The organism is Aestuariibaculum sp. YM273 (assembly GCF_030908365.1).
Classification (GTDB): Bacteria; Bacteroidota; Bacteroidia; order Flavobacteriales; family Flavobacteriaceae; genus Aestuariibaculum; species Aestuariibaculum marinum.
In genome coordinates this window covers 2,176,802-2,194,506 of the sequence record NZ_CP133090.1, presented here as the reverse complement: position 1 = coordinate 2,194,506, position 17,705 = coordinate 2,176,802, and the positions used below count along the sequence as shown (strand labels likewise).

The window sequence follows — 17,705 nt, the reverse complement described above, 5'->3', positions numbered from 1 at the left end:
TAATTATTTTCTTTTTTCTTAATTTTTATAAATTTCTAACAGCATCTTTAAACTGACGCCCACGGTCTTCATAATTTTCAAACAAATCAAAACTTGCACATGCAGGAGACAATAGTACGTTATCCCCAGATTCAGACAACTTATAAGCCATTTTTACAGCCTCCTCCATACTTTGAGTTTCAACAATAGTATCAACCATACCTCCAAACGTATCAATAAGTTTATCGTTATCAACACCCAGACAGATAACAGCTTTCACCTTCTCATTTACAAAAGCAAATAACTCCTCATAATTATTGCCTTTATCAACCCCGCCAACAATCCAAATAGTCGGTGCATCCATACTTTCTAAAGCAAAATATGTTGCGTTTACATTAGTTGCTTTAGAATCGTTTATATACTGTACTTTATTAATTTTAAGCACCTGCTCTAAACGATGTTCAACACCTTGAAAACTTTCTAGGCTTTCGCGGATGGTCTGCTTTCTAATTTTAAGCAAATGCGCTACGGTTGAGGCTGCCATAGCATTTTTAATATTATGCTTACCTTCTAATGCAAGATTGTTTGTTGACATATGTATCTGGTTGTTATCAATTGCTATAATCATCTTTTCCTCTTCTAAATATGCACCCTTATCTACTTTTTTTGTTATTGAAAACGGTAATAATGTCGATTGAACCGGGTGCTCTTTTAACCAATTGGTGATCACTTCATCATCGGCATCGTAAACCAAATAATCTTCTTTGGTTTGATTTTCTGCAATCCTGAATTTTGAAGCGATATAATTTTCAAACTTGTAATCATATCGATCTAAATGATCAGGAGTTACATTCAGTAATACAGCAATTTTCGGTTTAAATGTATCGATATCATCTAACTGAAAACTACTGATTTCTAAAACGTAATTCGGGTAATCGTGTTCTAAAACCTGTTTTGCAAAACTATCACCAATATTACCGCCCAAACCTACATTCAACTCCTGCTTTAAAATGTAATGCGTTAATGTTGAAGTTGTGGTTTTACCGTTGCTACCAGTAATTCCAACAATGGTTGCTTTTGTAAATTTTGATGCGAATTCGATTTCTGAAACCACCTGAATTCCTTTTTCGCGAATTTGTTTTACCAAAGGCGCTTTATCCGGAATACCAGGGCTTTTCATCACGATATCGGCATTCAAAATTTTAGATTCCGAATGCGTTTCGTCTTCCCATTCAATCTCATTATGTATAAGAACCTGTCTATATTTGTCTTTTATTTTTCCTTTATCAGACACAAAAACTTCATATCCTTTAGCCTTTGCGAGAAGTGCAGTTCCTACTCCACTTTCTCCTCCTCCAAGCACCACTAATCGTTTCATCTATCTAATTTTCAAGGTCACGATTGAAAGAATAGCCAGCAATATGCCAACAATCCAAAATCGTGTTACTATTTTACTTTCGTGATATCCCGATTTCTGATAGTGGTGATGTAACGGCGACATTTTGAAAATGCGACGCCCTTCACCATATTTCTTCTTGGTATACTTAAACCAACTCACCTGCATCACCACCGATAAATTCTCTGCTAAGAAAATACCACATAACACGGGAATTAACCATTCCTTACGAACCGCAATAGCAATAACTGCAATGATTCCACCAATAGTTAAACTTCCTGTATCTCCCATAAACACCTGCGCCGGATAGGTATTATACCATAAAAATCCGATTAAGGCTCCAACAAACGCTGTAATATAAATCGTGATTTCCTCGATACGCGGAATGTACATGATGTTTAAATATTCTGAGAATACAATGTGTCCCGATACAAAGGCAAAGATTCCTAGCGTTAGCACAATAATAGCTGATGTTCCTGCTGCCAATCCGTCAATACCATCGGTTAGGTTTGCTCCGTTCGAAACGGCTGTGATAATAAAAATGGTAGCCAAAATGAATACCACCCATGCATATTTTTCTAAACTCGGACTAATCCAAGTAATTAAATCGGCGTAATCAAACTCATTTCCCTTCACAAAGGGGATAGTGGTTTTAGTCGATTTCTCTTCACCATTAAACAACTTTGCCGGAGACACATTAGCATCTTGAGCTACAATTTCTTGTTGCTGTTCAACCGACACTTTTTCTTTTATCGTTACATCGTTATGGAAATACAAGGTTGCTCCAACAATCACTCCAAGTCCGATTTGTCCAAGAACTTTAAAACGCCCTTTTAAACCTTCTTTATCTTGTTTAAATTTCTTTAGGTAATCATCAATAAAACCAATAACACCCATCCAAACCGTTGTTATTAAAAGCAAGATGATGTATATGTTTTCTAGTTTCGCCAATAACAACACTGGAATTAAGGTTGCTAAAATGATGATGATTCCACCCATCGTTGGTGTTCCAGCCTTTTCACTTTGCCCTTCAAGCCCCAAGTCTCTAATGGTTTCGCCCATTTGTTTTTTTTGTAAAAAACGAATGATACGCTTTCCGTAAATAGTAGATATTAACAATGACAAAATCATCGCTAAAGCAGCTCTAAAGGTAATAAACCCAAAAAGTGAAGCTCCCGGAAATTGGAATTGTTGTTCTAAATATTCAAATAAATAATACAGCATCTACTATTCTTTTATTTCTGTAATTGTTTTAAATAATCGTTTACCATTTTAAAATCATCAAAGTCGAAACGCTCACCTTTAATCTCCTGATACGTTTCATGCCCTTTGCCTGCAATTAAAATAATATCGTTAGACTGTGCAATCTGGCAAGCCGCCTTAATAGCCTGAGCCCGATCTACAATCGTTAAGGTCTTTTTAAAATTTTGAGGTTCCACACCTTTTTCAATATCTTCCAATATCGCTTCTGGTTGTTCACTTCGTGGATTATCACTTGTAAAAATTACTTTTGTACTTAACGCCGAAGCAATATGTCCCATTTTAGGTCGCTTGGTTTTATCGCGATCGCCACCACAACCCACAACAGTAATTAACTCTTCGTTTTTAGTTCGAATACTATTTATAGTTTCCAACACGTTTTTCAACGCATCAGGAGTATGAGCATAATCTACAATTGCTGTGATTTTATCGTTGGAAATCATATACTGAAAACGTCCGCTAACACTTTCCAGCTCACTGATTAATCGAAGCACCTCTACTTTTTCTAAGCCTAACAACTCTGCAGTCGCATAGATGGCTAATACGTTATACGCATTGAAGCTACCAATTAGACGTGTCCAAACCTCAGCTTCGTTAATTTTTAACAATAAACCTCCAAACTGATTCTCTAAAATCTGCGCTTTATAGTCAGCATACGTTTTTAGAGCATAGGTTTGTTTTCTGGCTTTTGTATTTTGCAACATCACTAAACCATTCTTATCATCAACATTTACTAAAGCAAAAGCTTCTTTTGGCAGATGATCGAAAAACGATTTTTTAACATCGCGATATTCTGCAAAGGTGTTATGGTAATCTAAATGATCATGTGATAAATTAGTAAACACACCGCCTTCAAAATGTAATCCGGTGGTTCTATGTTGATGAATACCGTGTGAGCTCACTTCCATAAAGCAAAACTCAACACCTTCATCATTCATCATTTTCAAATACTTGTTAATCGTCAGCGAATCTGGCGTGGTGTGTGTGGTTTTAAACTGTTTATCATCAACCATAATTTTCACAGTGGATAATAAGCCTACTTTATATCCTGCCTTCTTAAATAACTGATACAACAAACTGGTAACCGTGGTTTTTCCGTTTGTTCCGGTAACACCAACAAGCTTTAAATTTTCTGAAGGCACATCGTAATAATTCGATGCCATAATCGCTAAAGCCTTGTGCGAATTATCAACCTCAACATAAGTTATTCCTTCAACTAAACTTTCAGGCATAACCTCACAAACAATCGCCTTTGCCCCCTGTTTTATAGCTGCATCAATATACTTATGTCCATCTACTACACTTCCAGAAATCGCCACAAACACATCATCGCTCTTGATTTTTCTAGAATCAAAATCGATAGCCTCTATATTTACAGTAGTATTACCTACCACAGCATTAATAGTAACTTTATATAATATGTCTTTCAAAGCTATCATGAAGCTGTTAATATGATGGTTTGGTTATTTTTTAACTTTATATTTTTATTGATAGACTGGCTTTTTACAACACCACTACCTTGTAATTTTACTTTTACATGCACCTGCATATTTTCTAATAAAGCTACTGCATCCATAGCCGGTAATCCCACGACATTTGGCATAATAGTTTTATAGGTCTGGGCTGTTTTATAAAAACTATTAAACTCTTTTTCTACAGAAGCATGCTTTACTTCTAAGGTCTTCACCTCGTCTATAATCGGCGTATCTGTATGTATTTTTTGAGCAATTCTTTTGAACACGGGCCCCGTTACATCAGCTCCATAATATCCTTTTTTAACACTTGGTTTATGAATGACCACGATACATGAATATTTTGGATTATCGGCTGGAAAATACCCAGCAAACGATGAAATGTATCGACGATTTTCTTTCCAATCTTTCATCCAATATTCAGTTTGTGCCGTACCTGTTTTACCCGCCATAGAAAAATACGGCGAATATAAGGAACGCCCAGTTCCTCGCTCCACTATATGCTTTAAAATATTTTGAATTTCTTTTAGTGTTTTATCTGAACAGATTTTATCACCTTCATTATCTCCGTCAAAAGATTCCACTACATGATCTAACTCTTTCACTTCCCTTATAAACTTCGGCTTTACTAACACCCCATTATTAGCAATCGCATTGTAAAACGTAAGTGTTTGAAGTGGAGTTAACTTTAAATTATAGCCATACGCCATAGATGGCAAAGCGTTTCTACTCCAAATTTTATCACCCGGTTTTGGAATCACAGGTTCACCCTCACCAATTATTGGCAAACCAAGCGGCTTATCTAATTCCCAATCTTGTAAATGATCCACAAACTTTTGCGGTTGTTTAGCATATCCATCATCTATAATAGTTGCCAACCCAATATTAGATGACACTTCTAATGTTCTTGCCGCAGAAATTTTTCCGTGACCATGCGTATCTTTTATACCTTTTCCGTAAAACTGCTTATACCCAACTCCGGTATCAATCACTGTAGAGGTATCAACCACTTTATCTTCTAAAGCAGCCATTAATGCCATGACCTTAAACGTAGAACCAGGCTCATGCGCTTCACCAACCGCATAGTTTAAACGCTCATAATAATATCCGTTTTCATTTCTACCCAAGTTTGAAATCGCACGAATCTCACCGGTTTTAGCTTCCATAACCACCACGCAACCATGGTCGGCTTCGTACTCTTCTAATTGTTTCAATAACGCATGATGTGCTATATCCTGAATATTAACATCTATAGTCGTATATACGTCGTAACCATCTTTAGGTTCAATTTCGTTAGCATCACTTAAAGGCTTCCATTGCCCTTTACCAATTTTTTGTTTTCTGCGTTGCCCGTCGGTTCCCCTTAAGTATTTAACGCCAAAAGCGCCATCGATACCGGCGCGTGTTACATTTCCATCTTCATCAAATCGTTCATAACCTATTGAACGTTGAGCTATCGCTCCCATGGGATGTTCGCGCTTGGTAGTTTGCTCTACAATCAACCCACCTTTAAAAGCTCCTAACCTAAGCATTGGGAAACTTCTTAAACGAATATAATCACCGTACCCAACATTTCTAGCTAATAAATAATACCGATTTCTATTGGCTCGCGCTTTACGCAATGCTTTTTGATAAGATCTTGACGAACGCCCCGAGTAGGCCGCTAAAGAATCACATAAAGGAATAAGATATTTTTCAAATGTATTACTAGTTGGGGTCAGCAAATCGATGCGCACATCGTACTTTGGCACCGATGTAGCGAGTAAGTTTCCATTAACCGAATACACATTACCGCGATTGGCAGGGATTTTCACATTCTTAACCACACGTGTATCTGCCAATGCACGATACTTTTCTCCTTGTAAAAATTGTATACTAAACAATTTAAACAGCACAGCAGCACCAAAGACGAACATACATCCTGATATAAAATACAAGCGGTTTAATATGTTTTTCTCGTTTACTGCCAAGTTTTGGTTAGTTTTGTGATTTAATTTTTATTTTTTTTGGTGGAATTACCGATGGTGCAATTCCTTTATCTTTCATTACATTAATTACTGCCGATTCCATTTTCAACTTCATCAACCTGGACCGACCATCTATAAACTCCGACCGCATTTCGTTGACTTCATTTTTCAATCGTGCAATTTCATACACTTTTTTATCAGCACTATGCGAACTCGCAATCATTACTATAGCTAAAACCGAAACAAAAATGATGAACCTCCAGTTTTTAAAAGCATCATCACTAACTAAAAACGTCCCTTTTAATATGCGATAGATCTTCTGCTTCATTATATCTTTTCAGCTATTCTTAATTTCGCGCTCCTTGCTCTGCTATTAATTTTTATTTCTTCTTTTGTTGGAACAATTAAACCTCCTACTTTTTTTAAAGGCACTTCAAAATTCCCAAACATATCGCGTTCTGGCTCGCCTTCAAACATTCCGTTTCTTATAAAACGCTTCACCAATCGATCTTCTAAAGAATGATAAGAAATCAAACTCAAGCGTCCTTTTTCATTTAAAATCTCTGGCGACTGTAACAGCAATTCTTTAATAACCTCAATCTCTTGGTTTACTTCAATTCGAATCGCTTGATAGATTTGTGCTAAAATTTTGTTCTCATGCTTTGGTGACAAAAACTTTTTCAAAGCACTTTTTAATTGTTCACTGGTTACTATCGGCTCTTCTTCTCGTTTTTCAACTATTAATCTTGCCATAGCTGGTGCAGCACGCAACTCCCCATATTGAGCTAACACCGCTCTAAGCTGCTCTTCATCATATTCATTTACCACATGATAAGCTGACAATGCACTATTTTGATTCATACGCATATCTAAATCAGCATCAAAACGCGTTGAAAACCCACGCTCAGCAACATCAAACTGATGAGATGACACACCAAAATCCCCTAAAATCCCATCAACCTTTTTTATACCATAAAACCTTAAAAAACGTTTTATATGTCTAAAATTCTCATTGATTAATGTAAATCTTGGGTCGTCGATTTTGTTTTCAAGAGCATCTGCATCCTGATCGAAGGCAAACAACTTCCCCTTATCACTTAGCCTACTTAATATTTCTCTACTATGTCCGCCACCACCAAAAGTCACATCCACGTAAATGCCATCCGGATTAATATTTAATCCGTCAACCGTTTCTTTTAACAACACCGGGTTATGATATTCCATAATCTTCATCATCTTGTCCCATCACCTCTTCAGCTAAATCTGCAAAATCATCAGCTGCATCATCAATGGCTTGTTCATATAAATCTTTATCCCATATTTCAACAATGTTAATCGCCGAAGCCACCACAATTTCTTTTGAAATATTAGCAAATACCGTTAAGTCTTTTGGAATTAGTAAACGCCCGTTAGCGTCTACTTCTACAATTTTCACTCCAGCCGTAAAACGACGGATAAAATCGTTATTTTTCTTTTTAAACCGATTTAGCTTGTTCATCTTCTGCATGAGCCTTTGCCACTCTGCCATTGGATACAACTCTAAACACTTTTGAAACACCGAACGACGCAACACAAACCCATCTTCTAAAATAGAAGACAACTGCTTTTTCAACGGCGCAGGCATCATTAATCTACCTTTGGCGTCAACCTTACAATCGTATGTTCCTGTTAATAAGTCCAATGTGATTCACAAATATGTTAACGGTTTGTGTTTCAAATATATTGAAAATTTTACCACATTTTACCACATTTTACCACTTTGTTAATAAATTTTCGACTAAATAACACTAAAAATGGATTTTATACGGCCTAAAACCCAACAACCACTTACAATCAGCGCATTAGAACAAATCGTAACACAATCGCTTTTTTATTAACATCTTTCAACGAAACTATTATTTTTGAAAATCCTTAAAATCGTCGTAAGTATAGATGAAATAACTATATTTGTTTTTAAAGTAACGACAACTGATTAATGACGCATCGTTTAAAAAAAGAAAAGAACTACAGCTATATTGAAGCTGGCGAAGGTACGCCAATTATTGTTTTACACGGCTTAATGGGCGGATTAAGTAATTTTGATTCAGTAATAAAACATTTTAGCCAAACCGGCTACAAAGTTATTATCCCCGAATTACCTATATACACTAAGCCCCTACTAAAAACTAATGTAAAAAGTTTCGCAGGCTTTTTAAATGAATTTATCGAATTTAAAGGCTACGATGAAGTTATTTTATTAGGAAATTCTCTTGGCGGACATATTGGCTTATACTACACTAAATTACACCCATCAAAAGTAAAAGCTTTAGTAATAACTGGAAGTTCCGGTTTATACGAAAGTGCCATGGGAAGCGGCTATACAAAACGTAGTGATTACGAAGTTATTAAGAAAAAGGCACAGGACGTATTTTACGACCCTGAAGTTGCTACCAAAGAGATTGTAGACGAAGTTTACGCTACCGTAAACGACCGAAATAAACTGATTAAAACATTAGCTATAGCAAAAAGTGCGATACGTCACAACATGGCTAATGATTTACCTAAAATGCAAACACCAACCTGCATTATTTGGGGTAAAAATGATACGGTAACTCCGCCGGAAGTTGCTGTAGAATTTAATGAATTGTTACCGAATTCAGAATTATACTGGATAGATAAATGCGGGCACGCCGCTATGATGGAGCATCCGGAAGAATTTAATAAGATTCTTGAAGCCTGGCTAAACAACAAAAACTTATAGTCAACAAACTTAGATTTTAACACGATTCGTGTAAACTCATATAAATACCCCTCAATGCAAATAAAAACTGCAGAATTTGTTATGAGCAACTCTGATGTTGCGAAATGCCCTAAAAGCATGCTACCAGAATATGCTTTTATCGGACGAAGTAATGTTGGAAAATCGTCGCTTATTAACATGTTAACCAATCGAAAAAGTTTAGCCAAAACCTCAGGAAGACCGGGAAAAACACAGTTAATAAACCACTTCTTAATAAACAAAAACTGGCACCTTGTAGATTTACCGGGTTACGGTTATGCACGGGTTTCGAAAAGCACAAAAAAAGTCTTTCAAAAGTTTATTACAGCTTATTTTAGTCAGCGTGAACAGTTGGTTACTGCTTTTGTTTTAGTAGATATTCGTCACGAACCACAACCCATCGATTTAGAATTTATGCAGTGGCTAGGCGAAAATGGCATTCCGTTTTCTATTATATTCACAAAAGCAGATAAATTGAAACCTAAAGCCATTGAAAATCATGTTGAAGCTTACCGAAACATTCTTTTAGAAACATGGGAAGACATGCCAAACTACTTTGTAACTTCATCGAGTAAAGAGATTGGTAAAGATGATGTTTTAAATTATATTGATGAGCTTAATGAGAACATGCAATTGAGTTCTAATTAATTTTTCACATCCAATGCATCACGAAGCGCATTACCAATTAACATAAAAGCCATTACCAAACTCATAATGCAAAGACCAGGAATAAGCGCCAAATAAGGTTTACCAAGTATAATATAATTATAATGGTCTTTAATCATGGCTCCCCAGCTAGCCATTGGTGGTTGAGCACCAATACCTAAAAAACTCAATCCGCTTTCTATTAAAATCGCAGAGGCAAAATTAGCTGCAGAAATCACAATAACGGGCGCCATGATATTGGGTAAAATATGTTTTACTATAATTCTAAAATCTCCAAACCCTAGCGCTCTTGCAGCTGTTACATATTGCTGTTCTTTAACACTTATTACCTGTCCTCGAACCACTCTGGCAACCTCAACCCACATGGTTAACCCTACTGCAATAAACACCTGCCAGAAACCTTTTCCTAAAGCCAGAGTAATCGCTATAACAAGCAACAACGTTGGAATAGACCAAGTTACATTAATAATCCACATGATAACAGCATCGGCTTTACCTCCAAAATAACCAGCTATACTCCCCATAAAAACACCTAAAACCAAGGATATAAATACCGCTACAAAACCTATAAAGAACGAAATTCTTGCCCCTACTAAAATACGACTTAATAAATCACGACCGTACTTATCAGTTCCAAACAAAAATGTTTTTTCTTTTACAAAACCATCAATAGATTGATTTGGAAAACGGCTTAAACGTATAGTCTTTTCAACACCTTTTAAACCATCGGAAGCGTATTCGGTGTAGGTTAAATTTCCGTCATTAATTTCATAATCTGAAACAGGGATTTCAGTATCGGTTGATTTCGTTCCAAAGAATAGTTTATCAAAAACATTTTGCTCTATTTTCAACTCCGACGGTATGGTTAGCATGATGATTTTAAAACCCGGCTTTTTGGAATGTATAGCCAAATGCATTTGATTGGCATGCTGAGAACTATCTGGAGCAAACACATAAGCAAACACCGAAATAATTCCAACAAAAACTACAAAACCAAAACTAAAAACGCCCCAAAAGTTCTTTTTAAACTTTTGGAGCGCTAAGTGTTTCAACGAGTTTGTTTTATAACTCATATACAACCGTTTATTTTTTCACTTCAGCATTTGTTGTAGCAATCTTTTTAAGGCGTTGAGATGCTTTCATATCTTCTAAAACGTTAAGCGCTTCTTCAACATAAACATCCTGACTTAAACTCTCGTGCCAACGTCTGCGTTTTTCTTTTAAATCGGTAGTATCTTTTTCAAAAAGCGATCTTTCATAAGATGTTGAGCTAAATGTAAGATTGGTTTTATAATCTGAAATAGCATCAAATTGTTTCGCTTCTTCTTCGTTTAAATCTAACTCTGCTTTATATTTTTTGAAGTTTAAAGACACTTCTGTTTCATCAATTTTACCTTTTACCCATTTCGCATTTTCTTCAATCAACTTCAACTGTTCATTATTTTTCATGCGTTCTTCACTACTTTTTACAATAGCATCGTAATCAAAATAATTCCACGGTGTATAATCGGCTGAATCTATTTCATCCCAAGGCAACGGGTTTTCTTTATCCTTCTCTCCTACTTCAATAAAACTGAAACGACCAGGAACTTTAACATCACTTTTTACACCTTCTAATTGCACCGAACCTCCGTTAATTCTGTAATACTTTTGAGTCGTTAACGCTAAAGCGCCTAAATCTCCACTGGTATTATTTCGTAACATGGTGTTCAAGTTAATCACATTCTGAACGGTTCCTTTTCCATAGGTCTGTTTACCTCCAATTATTATGGCACGTTTATAATCCTGCATGGCAGCTGCCATAATCTCGGAAGCTGAGGCTGATATTTCATTCACTAAAATCACTAACGGCCCGTCCCAAGAGATAGAACTATCGCGATCTTCCAAAACTTCTTTAGCCTTTCCGGTAGAACGCACCTGTACTACAGGTCCTTCTTTTATAAACAACCCTGCCATGTCTACAACAGTAGGTAAAGACCCACCGCCGTTATTACGTAAATCTAATACCAAACCTTCAATACCCTCAGATTTTAAACGAGCAATCTCAGTTTTAACATCTTTAGCTGCATTTATATTTTTATAATCTTTAAAATCTACATAAAAAGCAGGTAAATCAATAATACCAAAAGTCATTCCGTCTTTTTTAACTACCGATGATTTCGCATAAGTATCTACCAATTCAATAACATCTCTGGTAAGCGTGATATCTTTAATCGTACCATCAACCTTTTTAACAGTAAGCGTTACCTTAGTTCCTTTTGGTCCTTTGATGTATTTAATGGCATCGTTAATACGCATACCAACGATATTCACCGGTTGGTCTTCGTCTTCTTGCTTAACTTTTATAATTAAATCTTCAACCTCTAATTCCTGACTTCTCCAGGCTGGTCCTCCTGAGATTAATTTCACCACTTTTATATAATCATTGCGCTTTTGAAGTTGTGCCCCGATACCTTCTAATTTACCAGACATACGCTGATCGAAATCCTCTTTATTGTTAGGGGCTAAGTAATAGGTATGCGGATCGAATTCTTCAACAATAGTATTTACATAAATCGCAAACCAGTCTTCACGTTGAAAATCCTCTAGATTATCATTGAAATATATCTCGATAGATCGTAATGTTGACTCGCGAGCTTCCTTCTCGATTTCCACATCGGTTTTCATTACATAAGACGGATCTTTCTCTTTCTTTCTTACCTCATCTTCATAGATATCATCATAGTTTGAAAGCGCCGAAAACTTAAGTTGTCTTCTCCACCGGTCTTTCATCTCTGCTTTAGTCTTAACGAAACCTGTCTTCTCATAATCCGTATTAAAGGTTTCATCTCTATTGTAGTCAAACGGTTTTGATAATACTTCTTTATAAATCTCCTTTGACTCAGCAATACGCTTTACCAATCGTTCATGTACAATATTGAAGAACGTAATATCGGTTGCTTTTATCTGATCATCAATTGTTAATTTATACTTTTCAAAATCTTCATAATCTGACTGATAAAAATAACGCTTCACCGGATCTAAAACATCTAAATAATCTTTAAATAATTCTTCCGAAAACGTATCATCAAACATTACCGGATCGTAATGTCCATTCTCTAAAACAAAAGTAATTACTTGAATTAGTAACTTATCTTTATCAGGGTTATCGAACTTTTTTGTAGTAAAACTGCAGGATGCAAACCCCAGAAGTAAGGCCAGCAACAGCACTTTATATTTCCTTCTCATAATATTTTTCATTCAGTTAATATTCAACGACACATTTAATGCCCGACATTTTTTTACTAAAATAAAGAAAAAAGTATGCCAAGCCCGGCATTTGCTACTAATTTTTTGTTAAACAGAATAAATAAAGTGTATCCTACGGAAATTATGTATTTTAGCGTTACAATTTTCAGAATGTAAATGACAGAAAGACCGCTTATACTTGTAACGAATGACGACGGCATAACAGCTCCGGGAATTCGAACCCTCATTTCAATTATGAATACCCTTGGAGATGTGGTAGTTGTAGCTCCAGACAGTCCGCAAAGTGGCATGGGACATGCCATTACTATTGACTCTACCCTATATGTTGAACAGCTTAAGGTTGATGATGGCCCACAAACGGAATACAGTTGTTCGGGAACTCCTGCCGACTGTGTAAAACTGGCTATTCGTGAAAAATTAAACCGCAAACCAGACTTATGTGTTTCAGGAATTAATCATGGCTCAAACTCATCTATCAATGTAATTTATTCAGGCACCATGAGTGCAGCGATAGAAGCCGGCATTGAAGGCATTCCGGCCATTGGGTTTTCGTTACTGGATTATAAATGGAGTGCTGATTTTGAAGCAACTAAAAGCTTTGTAAAAACCATTACCGAAAATGTTTTACAACACGGTTTACCAAACGGCGTTGTGCTTAATGTGAATCTTCCTAACTTACCTAAGGAGAACATTAAAGGCATTAAAGTTTGTAGACAAGCCAGAGCCAATTGGGTGGAAGAATTCGACAAGCGCAAAACACCATCAGGAAAAGATTATTATTGGCTTACCGGGCGTTTTGTAAACTTAGATGGCGGTGAAGACACCGATGAATGGGCTCTAGAACATGGGTACGTTTCTGTGGTGCCGGTACAATTCGATTTAACTGCGCATCATTACATTCAAAATTTAAACTCCTGGAATTTAAATGATTAAAAAAGAGATTTTTATAGGTATTGCCGTTGGGCTAATCGCTAACGGTCTTGGCCTAATTTTAATATCAAGCCTTTTAGGTCAAGGTGAAGATTTTGTTAACGTAATAAAAGCAGCATATGCTGAAGGCTTTTTAGGCAAACTCATTAGCTTAGGGGCTGTTTTAAATTTAATTGCATTTTTTATCTTTATAAGAAAACGTCGGGATTACCGCGCACGTGGCGTACTAATCATTACTATTTTTATAGCGATATTGACTTTTATTTTTAAACTTTTTTAAATGAAGTATTACATTTTAGCAGGTGAAGCATCAGGCGATTTACACGGTTCGAACTTAATGAAAGCATTATTTGAGGTCGATGCTCATGCTGAAATCAGATTCTGGGGTGGCGATCTTATGCAGGCAGTTGGCGGTACTTTAGTAAAACACTACAAAGAGCGTGCTTTCATGGGCTTCGCAGAAGTTATCATGAATCTGAATAAAATCTTCAAACTCATTGCATATTGTAAAGAAGATATTAAAGACTACAATCCGGATGTTCTCATTTTTATAGATAATTCTGGATTTAATCTGCGTATTGCCAAATGGGCAAAACAAGAAGGTATTAGAACGAACTATTACATTTCTCCACAAGTTTGGGCATCACGTGCTAAACGTGTTTTTGATATTAAACGCGATATCGATGATATGTACGTTATTTTACCCTTTGTTGAAGACTTCTATAAAAAGTATGATTATAAAGTGAACTTCGTTGGGCATCCGCTTATTGATGCTATTGCAAATCGAGATCAGGTTAACGAGTCTAAATTTAGAGACACTTACAACTTAGACAAGAGACCTATTATTGCTTTATTACCAGGAAGTCGAAAACAGGAAATTAAAAACATGCTTTCGGTAATGTTGAAAATGGTCGATTCTTTTAAGGATTACCAATTTGTAATTGCCGGTGCACCAAGTCAGGATTACAGTTTTTACGAATCATTTATAAAATCGAATAACGTAAAATTCATCTCGAATAAAACCTACGATTTACTAAGTATTTCAACTGCCGCATTGGTAACTTCTGGTACAGCTACTTTAGAAACAGCCTTATTTAAAGTCCCTCAAGTGGTTTGCTATAAAGCAAGTGCAATCTCTTATCATATTGCTAAACGCATAATAACTTTAAAGTTTATTTCGTTAGTTAATTTAATTATGGACAAAGAAGTCGTAACCGAATTAATTCAGAACGATTTTAACAAAAAAAGGTTAAAACAAGAATTAGCGCGTATTTTAGATGAAACAGAACGTAAAAAAATGTTCGTCAACTATTACGAGTTAGAAAAAGCTCTTGGCGGAAAAGGTGCCAGCAAAAAAACAGCACAATTAATATACAATTCAATAAAAAACTAACATACTTTATGAGGAGTCTTTGTTTCCTACTTTTATTAACGCTCAGCTTTACAAGTTGTAAATCATCTAAACGAGCCAAACAAAAAGACTCTCAAGTTGTCATTAACGCCAAGCGTGCATTAAAAAACTATGACAACAACGCTATTGTAAATGACATTGAAGTTTCAAAAACTCCTATTTCTGAAAACAAACCAGCTATAACTAAGGCTGACGCCATTACCAGTTATGCCTTACAATTTGAAGGCGTAAGGTACAAATGGGGAGGCACGACTTCAAATGGCATGGATTGTTCTGGTTTAGTCTTTGAATCCTTTAGGGCTAATGATATTATTTTACCTCGTATTTCACGAGATATGGCTAAACAAGGTGATAAAATTCCTTTGAGAAAAGTTCAGGAAGGCGATTTGTTGTTCTTTAAAACCGCCAATCGCAGAAACAACATTAATCATGTAGGTTTAATTATTACAACTGAGAATGACATTCAGTTTATTCATGCTACAACACGTGGCGGCGTTATTGTTTCCAAACTATCTGAAGCCTACTGGAACAATGCATTTGTTGAGGCTCGAAGAATATTATAAGATATTTCTTATATTTATTGAGTATGAAAATACTCAATTTCACCATAATTAAGCTTACACTATGCCTGATAACCGGTATCATTATTGGTTACAGTTATAACTTCTCAGTTAACTTAAGCCTGTATTTGGTAATAGTTTTACTCAGTTTACTGGCTGTTAGTTATGGTATTTCAAAAAAGCAAATCGTAAAAACTATATGGTTCGGGTTATTTAGTTACCTATCAATGATTAGTATTGGTATTCTGGCAGTTGTTCTTCACAACCCCTGTAATTTCAACAACCATTACACAAAAAAACTTCAACTTGATGCTACCTCAACAATCACTTTTAGAGTTCAGGAGGTTTTAAAACCCAACACGTATTACGACAAGTATATTGTTAACCTACTGGAATTAGACAGTAATCAGGTTTCCGGAAAAACACTTATTAATATCAGAAAAGACAGCATTGGCAAAAAACTGAATATCGATGACGTCTACATAACAAAAACAGTATTACATACGATTCCTTCTCCCTTAAATCCTGGACAATTTAATTATAAAGCCTATTTAAAACGGAAATACATTTATCATCAAATAACCTTATCTGACACTGAACTTCTAAAAATAAAATCCAAAAAGAACACCATTTTAGGTTACGCTGATGCTGTTAGAAATTATATCAACACCAAGCTAGGAGCATATCATTTTAAACCGGACGAACTCGCTATTATAAATGCATTATTTCTTGGTCAGCGACAAGACATAAGCAACGAAATTTATACTAATTATGCCAATGCAGGAGTCATACATATTCTGGCTGTTTCGGGATTACATATTGGTATTATACTCATAATTTTATACATCATCTTTAAACCCATTGAATATTTAAAACACGGGAAGATATACAAAACCGCGCTACTACTTATTATTTTATGGAGTTTTGCCATAATAGCAGGGTTATCCGCTTCAGTGACTCGGGCTGTTACCATGTTTAGCGTTCTGGCGATTGCTGTAAATTTAAAACGCCCAACCAACATATATAATACCCTTGCTTTAAGTATATTTATATTGTTATTATTTAAGCCCATGTTTCTTTTCGATGTTGGGTTTCAATTAAGCTATTTAGCCGTTCTTGCCATAGTTACTATCGATCCGCTACTTTACAAACTTTGGATACCAAAAAACAAAATCCTTAATTTTTACTGGCATACATTTACCGTTACTATTGCTGCTCAACTGGGTGTTATTCCAATAAGCTTGTATTATTTTCATCAGTTTCCAGGACTATTTTTTATTTCAAATTTAGTCATCATACCCTTACTTGGTTTTATTCTAGGTTTCGGCATTCTTATTATAATTCTGGCCTCTTTAGGTTTTCTACCCAGCTTTTTAGCAACGAGCTTCTCTTATAGCATTTCGTTAATTAATAAATTCATTGAATGGATTGCAAAACAAGAGACATTCATTTTTAAAGATCTTCCCTTTAACCTTTCGCAAGTATTAGCAAGCTATACCCTGATAATAACTCTAGTTTTTCTTTTAAAAAAAAGAACCCTCAATTCGTTTAAACTCGTTTTATCCGGAATCATCGCACTACAAATAGCATTTATTTATACCAGTTACCAGAAACCTAATCGGGAATTTATCATTTTTCAAAAAAGCAGACATAGTTTAATATCAAACACCTATAATCATAAAACAACCTTTAGTACGGATGTAGACAGCATCCCGTTATTTCGAAATAGTATTGTGGATTACAAAGTTTCAAAACAAATTAATACCTCAAGGAGAGACTCCATTGCATCTATATACCTTTTAAACAAGAAAAGGTTACTAGTGGTGGATAGCTTAGGAGTATACAATCTAAAATCATTTCATCCGGATTTTTTACTACTCAGGCAATCGCCCAAAATCAATTTAAATAGGCTTATAGATTCTATAAAACCCAAAGCCATTATCTCCGATGGCAGTAACTATAAATCCTACGTGCACCATTGGAAAACTATTGCTTTAAAAAGAAAACTCCCCTTTCACTACACTGGTGAAAAGGGAGCTTTTATAATTCGTTACTAA

At 35.6% G+C, this 17,705-nt stretch carries 16 protein-coding genes; 7 read left to right on the top strand and 9 right to left on the bottom strand.

Features of this window, described 5'->3' with window-relative positions:
• Positions 1 to 25: 25 nt before the first annotated feature.
• The 7 genes from murD to mraZ form a co-directional block, all read right to left on the bottom strand.
• Positions 26 to 1,357 (bottom strand): UDP-N-acetylmuramoyl-L-alanine--D-glutamate ligase, encoded by a 1,332-nt coding sequence (gene murD / locus RBH94_RS09275; protein ID WP_307880652.1) that lies wholly within the window; start codon positions 1,355 to 1,357, stop codon positions 26 to 28.
• Positions 1,358 to 2,599, bottom strand: a complete 1,242-nt coding sequence (gene mraY, locus RBH94_RS09270) for a phospho-N-acetylmuramoyl-pentapeptide-transferase (protein WP_307880651.1) — start codon at positions 2,597 to 2,599, stop codon at positions 1,358 to 1,360.
• A gap of 11 nt (positions 2,600 to 2,610) precedes the next feature.
• Positions 2,611 to 4,074 (bottom strand): UDP-N-acetylmuramoyl-L-alanyl-D-glutamate--2,6-diaminopimelate ligase, encoded by a 1,464-nt coding sequence (locus RBH94_RS09265; RefSeq protein ID WP_307880650.1) that lies wholly within the window; start codon positions 4,072 to 4,074, stop codon positions 2,611 to 2,613.
• Entirely contained in the window at positions 4,071 to 6,023 is a 1,953-nt protein-coding gene (locus tag RBH94_RS09260; RefSeq protein WP_307883153.1) for a penicillin-binding protein, read from the bottom strand. Before RBH94_RS09260 ends, RBH94_RS09265 begins: the two co-directional genes overlap by 4 nt.
• A gap of 61 nt (positions 6,024 to 6,084) precedes the next feature.
• Positions 6,085 to 6,402 (bottom strand): FtsL-like putative cell division protein, encoded by a 318-nt coding sequence (locus RBH94_RS09255; protein ID WP_188224583.1) that lies wholly within the window; start codon positions 6,400 to 6,402, stop codon positions 6,085 to 6,087.
• Complete coding sequence (gene rsmH / locus RBH94_RS09250; RefSeq protein ID WP_307880649.1) at positions 6,402 to 7,298, bottom strand: 16S rRNA (cytosine(1402)-N(4))-methyltransferase RsmH; 897 nt, start codon at positions 7,296 to 7,298, stop codon at positions 6,402 to 6,404. Before rsmH ends, RBH94_RS09255 begins: the two co-directional genes overlap by 1 nt.
• Positions 7,285 to 7,755 carry a division/cell wall cluster transcriptional repressor MraZ gene (gene mraZ, locus RBH94_RS09245; RefSeq protein ID WP_188224585.1) on the bottom strand — a complete coding sequence of 157 codons (471 nt, stop codon included), beginning with the start codon at positions 7,753 to 7,755 and terminating at the stop codon, positions 7,285 to 7,287. The genes rsmH and mraZ overlap by 14 nt, the downstream gene beginning before the upstream one ends.
• Before the next feature lie 294 nt (positions 7,756 to 8,049).
• Between mraZ and RBH94_RS09240 the strand changes: the two genes are divergently transcribed.
• The gene (locus RBH94_RS09240) at positions 8,050 to 8,814 is read left to right on the top strand and encodes an alpha/beta fold hydrolase (RefSeq protein WP_188224586.1); all 765 of its coding nucleotides are present in this window, start codon (positions 8,050 to 8,052) and stop codon (positions 8,812 to 8,814) included.
• A gap of 54 nt (positions 8,815 to 8,868) precedes the next feature.
• Entirely contained in the window at positions 8,869 to 9,480 is a 612-nt protein-coding gene (gene yihA / locus RBH94_RS09235; protein WP_307880648.1) for a ribosome biogenesis GTP-binding protein YihA/YsxC, read from the top strand.
• Here yihA and RBH94_RS09230 read toward each other — a convergent pair.
• The gene (locus RBH94_RS09230; RefSeq protein WP_307880647.1) at positions 9,477 to 10,571 is read right to left on the bottom strand and encodes an ABC transporter permease; all 1,095 of its coding nucleotides are present in this window, start codon (positions 10,569 to 10,571) and stop codon (positions 9,477 to 9,479) included. The two genes, yihA and RBH94_RS09230, sit on opposite strands and share 4 nt — an antisense overlap.
• A gap of 10 nt (positions 10,572 to 10,581) precedes the next feature.
• Positions 10,582 to 12,726 carry a carboxy terminal-processing peptidase gene (locus RBH94_RS09225; protein WP_307880646.1) on the bottom strand — a complete coding sequence of 715 codons (2,145 nt, stop codon included), beginning with the start codon at positions 12,724 to 12,726 and terminating at the stop codon, positions 10,582 to 10,584.
• A gap of 177 nt (positions 12,727 to 12,903) precedes the next feature.
• On the opposite strand from RBH94_RS09225, the gene surE reads away from it, so the two are divergent.
• From surE to RBH94_RS09200, 5 genes are read left to right on the top strand one after another with little or no spacing between them, the layout of a single operon-like run.
• The gene (surE, locus tag RBH94_RS09220; protein ID WP_307880645.1) at positions 12,904 to 13,680 is read left to right on the top strand and encodes a 5'/3'-nucleotidase SurE; all 777 of its coding nucleotides are present in this window, start codon (positions 12,904 to 12,906) and stop codon (positions 13,678 to 13,680) included.
• Positions 13,673 to 13,957: a hypothetical protein gene (locus RBH94_RS09215; protein ID WP_307880644.1), complete on the top strand. Its 285-nt coding sequence runs from the start codon at positions 13,673 to 13,675 to the stop codon at positions 13,955 to 13,957. Before surE ends, RBH94_RS09215 begins: the two co-directional genes overlap by 8 nt.
• On the top strand, positions 13,958 to 15,070 hold the full coding sequence (lpxB, locus tag RBH94_RS09210) for a lipid-A-disaccharide synthase (RefSeq protein ID WP_307880643.1): 1,113 nt from the start codon (positions 13,958 to 13,960) through the stop codon (positions 15,068 to 15,070).
• A gap of 8 nt (positions 15,071 to 15,078) precedes the next feature.
• A complete protein-coding gene (locus RBH94_RS09205) occupies positions 15,079 to 15,651 on the top strand; it encodes a C40 family peptidase (protein WP_307880642.1) in 573 nt (190 codons plus the stop codon).
• A gap of 23 nt (positions 15,652 to 15,674) precedes the next feature.
• Positions 15,675 to 17,705, top strand: a complete 2,031-nt coding sequence (locus RBH94_RS09200) for a ComEC/Rec2 family competence protein (RefSeq protein ID WP_307880641.1) — start codon at positions 15,675 to 15,677, stop codon at positions 17,703 to 17,705.

What these genes read in the sequence shown, in the direction of transcription:
- murD (WP_307880652.1), bottom strand. Translation starts at nt 1,357, where the DNA reads ATGAAACGATTAGTGGTGCTTGGAGGAGGAGAAAGTGGAGTAGGAACT.
- mraY (WP_307880651.1), bottom strand. Translation starts at nt 2,599, where the DNA reads ATGCTGTATTATTTATTTGAATATTTAGAACAACAATTCCAATTTCCG.
- RBH94_RS09265 (WP_307880650.1), bottom strand. Translation starts at nt 4,074, where the DNA reads ATGATAGCTTTGAAAGACATATTATATAAAGTTACTATTAATGCTGTG.
- RBH94_RS09260 (WP_307883153.1), bottom strand. Translation starts at nt 6,023, where the DNA reads ATGTTCGTCTTTGGTGCTGCTGTGCTGTTTAAATTGTTTAGTATACAA.
- RBH94_RS09255 (WP_188224583.1), bottom strand. Translation starts at nt 6,402, where the DNA reads ATGAAGCAGAAGATCTATCGCATATTAAAAGGGACGTTTTTAGTTAGT.
- rsmH (WP_307880649.1), bottom strand. Translation starts at nt 7,298, where the DNA reads ATGGAATATCATAACCCGGTGTTGTTAAAAGAAACGGTTGACGGATTA.
- RBH94_RS09240 (WP_188224586.1), top strand. Translation starts at nt 8,050, where the DNA reads ATGACGCATCGTTTAAAAAAAGAAAAGAACTACAGCTATATTGAAGCT.
- yihA (WP_307880648.1), top strand. Translation starts at nt 8,869, where the DNA reads ATGCAAATAAAAACTGCAGAATTTGTTATGAGCAACTCTGATGTTGCG.
- RBH94_RS09230 (WP_307880647.1), bottom strand. Translation starts at nt 10,571, where the DNA reads ATGAGTTATAAAACAAACTCGTTGAAACACTTAGCGCTCCAAAAGTTT.
- RBH94_RS09225 (WP_307880646.1), bottom strand. Translation starts at nt 12,726, where the DNA reads ATGAGAAGGAAATATAAAGTGCTGTTGCTGGCCTTACTTCTGGGGTTT.
- surE (WP_307880645.1), top strand. Translation starts at nt 12,904, where the DNA reads ATGACAGAAAGACCGCTTATACTTGTAACGAATGACGACGGCATAACA.
- RBH94_RS09215 (WP_307880644.1), top strand. Translation starts at nt 13,673, where the DNA reads ATGATTAAAAAAGAGATTTTTATAGGTATTGCCGTTGGGCTAATCGCT.
- lpxB (WP_307880643.1), top strand. Translation starts at nt 13,958, where the DNA reads ATGAAGTATTACATTTTAGCAGGTGAAGCATCAGGCGATTTACACGGT.
- RBH94_RS09205 (WP_307880642.1), top strand. Translation starts at nt 15,079, where the DNA reads ATGAGGAGTCTTTGTTTCCTACTTTTATTAACGCTCAGCTTTACAAGT.
- RBH94_RS09200 (WP_307880641.1), top strand. Translation starts at nt 15,675, where the DNA reads ATGAAAATACTCAATTTCACCATAATTAAGCTTACACTATGCCTGATA.